Here is a 7,785-nt window from a genome sequence, read left to right as displayed (position 1 = left end):
AAGAGTATAGCCCTTTTTGTAGTCATTGCTTTCTTCGGCATGTGGGGCGTGCATCATTTTCTTTATAAGGTGCCCCTCAGACAGGGAGTGAAGCTTTACACGGAAAGCGACTACTTCACCATCAAGCTCATCGACACCATAAGCCACGACCGAACCACTCCGCTCAAGGCAATGGTTCTCGATAACCTCATTCACTCCTACGTATGCCTCGAAAATCCTCTTCATATAGAATATGATTACGAAAAGATCTATTCCGATGTACTCAAATGGAAATTCAAACAGGACCAGCCGTTCAAGAGCCTCACTATCGGCGGGGGAGGATATACCTTTCCCCGATATATGGAGCTGGTGTATCCCCAGGCTGCAATCGACGTCGTCGAAATTGATCCCGAAGTCACGAATATAGTGTACACCCATCTCGGTCTTCCGAAAGAGACGAGAATCAAGACGTACAACACGGACGGAAGGTGGTTTGTCATGAATTCCAAGGAAAAATACGATCTCGTATTTACCGATGCCTACAACGACCTTTCGATCCCTTACCACCTCACCACCAGGGAATTCCTTCAGGAAGTGAAGAACGTGATGAATCCCGGCGGAATACTTATGTCCAACATTATCGATAATTTTCAAAAGGGTGCATTTCTCCCCTCTTACATTAAGACACTGAGAGAAGTATTCGGAGAAAAGAACGTCTATCTCCTGTCGGTAAGCCCCGATTTCAAAAATACCCGGATCAGCACCTTTATCGTGATCGCAGGGTATGGTCCCATCGATATCAAGGATTTTGACAATCATGTCAAAATCAATCCTCAAGGCCGGGCAGCATCAGCCGTCGTACCCGAAGAGCTAATGGAAGAATTCATGAAAACCCGTCATTCCATAGTGATTCGGGACGACTATGCGCCGATCGATAATTTGATCGCCCCGATTTTCGAGGAGAGGTTCGGCTATAACAGGAGAAGTTAACTAGCTATTGATTTCATCTCTCTTTTCTCTTATTATATAGCAGTGCGGGCATAACTCAGTTGGTAGAGTGCAAGCTTCCCAAGCTTGATGCCGCGGGTTCGAGCCCCGTTGCCCGCTCTAACAACTATTGGGGCTTGCGTCGCCCCCTCACTCGGCAAAGGCCGAGCGAGCCTCCCCCTCTCGCGAGCTGTGCTCGCTAAATGAACCCCCTTGAAGATCTTGTCTCTTCTGCGTACTTCCAGCATTAGAGACGATAATTTCTCGAAATTGCTCCATATAAGACTCTCCATTAATATACTGGCCTTCTTACTTCATCGACGGAATTCTTTTAACCTGCCGTCTTAATTCGGTTTCACGGCCTTTTTGTCAGCGCTTATTTTGGGGGAAGTTCAATCTTAGGAGGCCTCATTTTGCTCCTGAAGCGAGCAAATGGCCGGACCTCCCTGTTTCCGGCAGGGGGTCATCCGCCGCAGAGAGGTCCGGTATTCAAAAGGGGGTTTTGCCTGAGCTATAAAGGTCGTCCGCTTATCTCGCGAACTGCTCCCTCAGTTCTCTTTTCAATATCTTTCCCGCAGCGTTGCGCGGGAGATCGGAGACTATGTACACCGTTTTCGGGACCTTATATCCCGCTACTTTGCCTTTACAATAATTGGTCAGCTCCATTGGCTCGATCGCTGCCCCGTCTCTCAGAACACAGACAGCGGTCACTGATTCACCCCATATTGGATGGGGCGTGCCGATCACGCACGACTCTTTGACGATGGGATGGGTGTGGAGCACCTTCTCTACTTCGGCGGGGTACACGTTTTCTCCCCCGGTTATGATCATGTCTTTGAGACGGTCGATCACCCTGATGTAGCCCCTCTCGTCCATGGAACAGACGTCCTCAGTATGAAACCATTCGCCTCTGAAGGACTTATCCGTTTCGACCGGTTTTTTCCAATAGCCCAGCCCGATCCCAGGACCCCTGATAATCATCTCTCCTGTGCCCCCCGGGTCCACCGCCTTGCCCGATTCATCGACCACGAGGACCTCCATATCGTAACTCGCCCTCCCGCAGGACTCGAGAATGGTCCGGTCGCCCCTCAGGAATGCCTCATTAATGTCTCTGGTGGAGAGGTTAGTGGTCACGCCCGTTGACTCGGTAGTGCCGTGATGCTCGCCGAGGAGATTCCCAAAGGTGTCGATGAACTGTTTATACACGGAGGGAATAATCCCCGCCCCCGCGAACCAGAGTGACCGCCAGCTTGTGACATTATATTTCGACCGGTTCGGGGAGTCGAGTATCATCATTACCATGGGGGTCGCGAACATGCCTGCGGTCAGTTCTTCCTTTTCAGTCGCGGAGAGGAATAGATCGACGTCCCAGCGATTGAAAATATAGGCGGGACAGGCTGAATAGAAGCTGCCGAAGAAGGTGTAATGGGCGGTGATGTGATACATGGGGCAGACGACAAAAACCCGGTCGTCGATGGATAAATTGTTATTTTTCGAACAGACCCTGCCCGCGTGATAGTAGTTTCCATGGGTCTGCATTACCCCTTTCGGAAGGCCCGTGGTGCCGCTTGTATACATAAGCATGGCGATGTCGTCCTCGAAAACCTCCGACACCGGGTCGGCGGGAGAGCCGCTCCGGATAAGGCCCTCGTAACTGAGCCATCCTTCCGGCTTCTTACTCGGGGCTCCAAAGTATACCAAATGTTTGATCGACGGTACGGAATCTCTGATGTCCAGAGCCATATCCGCAAACTGATCCTGAACCAAAAGTATCGCCGGTTCCGCGTCTGAGAGCACGGCAGCGATTTCAGGGGGAGCGAGACGGAAATTGCAGACCACGAAGATGATGCCTGCACTGGGTATGGTAACTGCCGATTCCATATATTCGAAGCTATTCTGACTCAGTATGGCAACCCGGTCGCCCTTCTTTACGCCTAATCTATAAAGGGCATCAGCCATTCTGTTCGCCCGGTCCCGCAGCATCTGATACGTTAAAATTCTTTCCCCCTCCACCTCCTTCATCGCGATTCCTTCGGGGTGGAGCATGGCATTTCTATTAAGAAGCGTCCTGATCGTAGAGAAGCTCTTTCTATCTCCCATATCGTTCCTCCATCTTGCCCTTTCTATCTCCTTTCTTCTTGGAAGCAATAACGATGCCGTTCTAGACGATGCGTTCTTCTGTGTCATTTTAATATTTTATCTTCCCCTTGGGGGGCTGGAGAGCTGTATATCCTGTATACAATCTGTATGAGATTTAGTCACGGGAGGTGTATGAAGAATAGTCAGAAAATTTTAGATTATCTGCATCCGGGGGACAAATTTAGTATATAATTAGTCTATCTTCAACAAATGATTGTCTTCAGGTGCTTATGAAAGAAAAAGGGAAGAAGGGGGAGTTCCCTCTACGCGGATCCGAAACCGGATCACGGCCGCCCGCCGTACCGGGTCTACGGGGACGGCCTCAAAAGGCGAAGGCTCCAAAGGCGCCTGCTTCAGCCTACAGGATCCTTTTCGACCATGGGAGTGACGCCATCTTCCTTCTCGCCGATAATATCATCCTCGACTGCAATGAGAGGGCCGCCTATGTTTTCAGGTCCGAAAAAGAAAAGCTGTGTGGTCGGCTCGTCGACGAGCTCCTGCCGGCCCTTCAGCCGGACGGAACGCCTTCTCTTGAGGCGTTTGTCGCAAGGACGGACGAAGTCTTTTCAGGAAAGCCTCAATCCTTCAGGTGGAGATGGCAACCGGACGGCTGCGTCTCTTTTGAGGCAGAGGTACGTCTCGACGCGATATCCCCGGGAGTCGACAGGGTCCTTCAGGTCCTCATTCGTGAAGGTACAAAAGATAGAGATGCGGAAGAAGCCCTTAAGGAATCGGAAAATAAATTCAGGGACCTCTCCGAAAAATCGCTCGTGGGCGTCTACCTTATTCAGGACTGGGTCTTCAAATACGTGAATCCGAAGCTGGCCGACATCTTCGGCTACACCGTCGAAGATCTCCTGAGTACCATAAAACCCGTGGATGTGGTGGCTCCCGAAGACTGGCCCATGGTAAGGGACAACATATGGAAAAGAATCTCCGGGGAAACCGCGTCGATCCATTCCCAGTTCCGTCTTATCACCCGGAGCGGGAAGGTCAAGAATGTTGAAGTCTATGGATCGAGGACCGTCTGCCATGGCAAGCCTGCCCTCGTCGGCACTCTCCTCGATATTACGGAGCGGAAGGAGCGGGAAGAGCTTCTGAGGCAGGCAGAGAGGAAGTACAGGAGTATTTTCGAAAATGCCGTGGAAGGGATCTTTCAAACCACCCCGGACGGCCAGGTAGTTGCCGCAAACCCCGCTCATGCCAAAATGTTGGGCTACAATGATCCGGAGGAGCTTATCGCTTCCCTTCACGACGTTACCCATCAGGTTTATGCGAAAAAGGAGCGTCGTGCGGAATTCATGGATCTCCTTGATAAAGAAGGCCTCGCCATCGGGTTCGAATGCGAGATGGTCAAGAAGGATGGCACCTTGATCTGGGTTTCCCTCAATGCCCGCCGGGCGATCGATGAAGAGGGGAAAACCTTTTTTTATGAAGGCACCATTGAGGATATCACGGAGAAGAAGCGTGTTGAAAACGATCTTCGCCTTCTCAACGAATTCAATAAAGCCATCATAGATCACGCGCCGGTGGCCATCTTTACCCTCGATAAAGATGGCATCTTCACAAGCATCAACCCCGCCCTAGCTACGCTCTCGGGCCTGGGTCCGCGGGCAGGGGAGAAACTGATAGGGTTCAGTTGGCTGGAAAACCCTTATACCATCCAATGCGGCCTGGCACGCTACATTGAAGCAGGTCTAAGGGGCGAACCCTTTCAGCTCTGGGATTTCCCTTTTATGACCTACCGGGGCGACCGGAATATCTTCATGGACTTCAGGGGAGTGCCCCTCAAGGATAAATACGGGGATATAGAAGGTCTTCTTTGTATCATAGAGGAAACAACCGACAGGGTGAAAATACGGGCCAAGCTTATGCAGGAGGCGAAGCTCTCCACCATCGGCCGCCTCGCAGCAGGCATTGCCCATGAGCTGAACAATCCTCTCGGAACCCTCGTGGCCTACTCAGAGCGAGCCCATCGATGCGTCGACTCCTTCAGGGGGCTTCGTCCTACCAAGGGGGTTGAAGTAGAGAAGCTGGAAGGCTACCTGAACATAATAGAGGAAGAGGCATTCAGATGTAAGCGGGTGGGCACCGATATCCTCTCTCTCTTCCAACGAGAGGGCCTCGAGATAGGGCCCCTTAATGTGAACGAGCTTCTTAATGGAGTGGCCGATCACATGAATATTGATCGTGCGGCAGTCAGGATCGTGAAAGACCAGTCCGACTGCCTGCCGGAGATACCTGGAGATGTGAGCGCGCTGCGCCAAGTCTTCATTAATCTTATCACTAATGCCATGGACGCGGCCGAGGGCAGGAGGGATGCGACTATATGGATAAGAACCGGCCTTCATGAGGACCGGGTCCTGGTTGAGATAGAGGATAACGGCACGGGGATTCCGGAATCCATCGTTGACAAGATTTTTGAGCCTTTTTTCACCACAAAAGAATCAAAAAGCGGGATTGGACTCGGGCTCTCATTGTGCCATGATTTCGTGAGAGATCTGGGGGGCAGCATCAAAGTTGTGAGCAAACCCGGTCACGGGACCACATTCACCGTGTCCCTACCAATTCATAATGACGACAGCAGGGAGGTTAGGCTGCGATGATTCATGTGTTGATTGTTGATGATGAAACGAGGCTCGTGGAAGCGTTCAGAGAGCACCTTTCCGAGGAAAAGATGACGGTCTCCACCGCCTCACGCGCGAGCGAAGCCCTCCTGACGCTCAAAACCGAGCATATAGACGTGGTGGTACTCGATATCAAACTTCCGGATATGGACGGCGTGGATCTGCTCATGAAGGTCAAGCAAGGCGAACCTACCTTGGAGGTCATCATGCTCACCGGTTTTGCGTCCGTACCCACGGCCATACGGTCCATGAAACTTGGTGCCTACGATTACCTGACCAAACCCTGTAAAATGGCGGATCTCTCAAAGGTCATCACGAAGGCATATGAAAAGAGGACGCTCACGGTAAAAACCATTCTCCTCGAAGAGCAGCTCCAGCGAATAGGCGCCCATGACGAATTCGTCGGATCGAGCGATGCGATGGCAAAAGTAAGAAACCTCATCTCCCTCGTTGCGCCGGCCAAATCTCCGGTACTCGTACTGGGAGAGACGGGTACCGGAAAGGAGCTTGCCGCCATGGCGATACACGATCTCAGCCCCAGGTCCGGTCGGCCCTTTGTCACCATCAATTCGAGCACTCTTCAGGATACGATGCTGGAGAGTGAGCTCTTCGGCTATAAGAAAGGTGCATTTACGGGCGCGGAAGGCGACAAGCTGGGCCTTCTCGAGATAGCCAACCACGGGACCTTTTTTGTAGACGAGGTGGGCGACATGGGTTTGGGCATACAGGCGAAAGTTCTGCGGGCGCTTGAAAAAGGGACTTTCCGGAAACTCGGCGACACCAAAGAGATCAAAGTCGACGTCCGATTCATTTTTGCCACCAACAAAGATCTTAAAATTGAAGTGCAGGAAGGCAGGTTCCGCAAAGACCTCTTCTTCAGAATAAACACTTTCATCCTTAATCTTCCCCCCTTGAGAGATAAGAAGGAGGATATTCCTCATCTCGCCTCCTATTTCCTTAGTAAATTCTCCCGGGGAAGCAGGAGGAAGCGGTTTTCCCGGGAGGCCATGGATGTATTAACCTCTTACGAATGGCCGGGCAACGTGAGGGAGCTCGCGAATGTGGTGGAGAGGTCGGTTCTCATGAGCAATCAACGGGAGGAGATTCTCGCCGAAGACTTTGCCGAAGGGATACTGACTGCCATGCCGGGCGGGGCGGACGCGGAGAGTACCCCTGCCGGAGGGAGAATCCTTGCCCTTTCGGATATGGAGGCGGAATATATCCGGAGCGTGCTCAGATCGGTAAAAGGCAACAAGAGCAAGGCTGCACGCCTTTTGGGGATAAGCCGAAAGGCCCTCTATGATAAGATAGACGTCGGTGCGGAAGAGCTGCAGGGGGAACGGATATCCTAGGCTGCCGATTTAAGACTTCTTATGCGCGTCAACCTCTTTAAGCGGTCTTGCACTGTTCCGGCGGTTCCGCCATAGGCTCCGCCCCTTTATCAGTCTCAAGATTCCTTAGTCTGAGCTCCAGAAGGGCGTAGCGCTGGATCAGCTCTTTATTTACTTCCTTCACCCTGGAGATGGCAATAGAATAGTGCATGAGGAGAAATATGAAAAAGACGAAGATGATGCCCATTACCGCCGTCAGATAATAGAACCCCGTGATCCCGCTGATAATCCCCACCAGGCCCGGCCACAGGCTCAGCACCGCTATTGCGCACGAAGTAAGAAGCCACAGCATGGCGTATTCTTCCCTCAGCCTCTCCTTTCTGATGAGCTCGAAAGTGGCGATGAAGAATGCGATGCTTATGCAACCTATTACGATTTGTATCTGGAGCATGCCATACCCCCTATATCCTCTTGAAAAGGTCGATGAACATCGCAAGCAGTACCTTACCCATATAATAGGCAGCCCGGATCCGGGTGATCGAAGAGGCGCCGAACATGCGGTTCTTCATCTCCGCGGGCAGTTCAAGAATCCTGAACTTCCTTTTATGGGCAAATACGAGAGACTCCGGTTCCGGATAATCCTGGGGGTAATGGTTTGCGAAGAGCTTCAGCGCTTTGCGGTTCACAGCCCTGAAACCACTGGTGGGGTCCGTCACCACAAG

At 51.8% G+C, this 7,785-nt stretch carries 6 protein-coding genes and 1 tRNA gene; 4 read left to right on the top strand and 3 right to left on the bottom strand.

All coding sequences use genetic code 11. The features are described 5' to 3' along the window. A partial coding sequence (locus tag VGJ94_00460; GenBank protein HEY3275063.1) for a fused MFS/spermidine synthase occupies positions 1–969 on the top strand: 969 nt, incomplete at its 5' end. Between the two features lie 44 nt (positions 970–1,013). Next, positions 1,014–1,086, top strand: a tRNA-Gly gene (locus VGJ94_00455). Positions 1,087–1,494: 408 nt separating this feature from the next. Here the strand turns inward: VGJ94_00455 and VGJ94_00450 are convergent. Then, the gene (locus VGJ94_00450) at positions 1,495–3,066 is read right to left on the bottom strand and encodes an AMP-binding protein (protein HEY3275062.1); all 1,572 of its coding nucleotides are present in this window, start codon (positions 3,064–3,066) and stop codon (positions 1,495–1,497) included. A 269-nt stretch (positions 3,067–3,335) separates the two neighbouring features. Here VGJ94_00450 and VGJ94_00445 point away from each other — a divergent pair, with 269 nt between their 5' ends. Further along, positions 3,336–5,711: a PAS domain S-box protein gene (locus tag VGJ94_00445; GenBank protein ID HEY3275061.1), complete on the top strand. Its 2,376-nt coding sequence runs from the start codon at positions 3,336–3,338 to the stop codon at positions 5,709–5,711. Then, a complete protein-coding gene (locus VGJ94_00440; protein HEY3275060.1) occupies positions 5,708–7,084 on the top strand; it encodes a sigma-54 dependent transcriptional regulator in 1,377 nt (458 codons plus the stop codon). Before VGJ94_00445 ends, VGJ94_00440 begins: the two co-directional genes overlap by 4 nt. 37 nt (positions 7,085–7,121) lie before the next feature. Here VGJ94_00440 and VGJ94_00435 read toward each other — a convergent pair whose 3' ends face one another. Both VGJ94_00435 and VGJ94_00430 read right to left on the bottom strand, forming a co-directional pair. Beyond that, on the bottom strand, positions 7,122–7,514 hold the full coding sequence (locus tag VGJ94_00435) for a DUF2304 domain-containing protein (GenBank protein ID HEY3275059.1): 393 nt from the start codon (positions 7,512–7,514) through the stop codon (positions 7,122–7,124). A 10-nt stretch (positions 7,515–7,524) separates the two neighbouring features. Then, positions 7,525–7,785, bottom strand: a 261-nt coding sequence (locus tag VGJ94_00430) for a hypothetical protein (protein ID HEY3275058.1), incomplete at its 5' end; no start/stop codon positions are given.

The sequence above is a fragment of the Syntrophorhabdaceae bacterium genome (assembly GCA_036504895.1).
GTDB lineage: Bacteria > Desulfobacterota > Syntrophorhabdia > Syntrophorhabdales > Syntrophorhabdaceae > PNOM01.
Note: the sequence above shows the minus strand (reverse complement) of the source record. Positions and strands in the feature narration are given on the sequence as shown.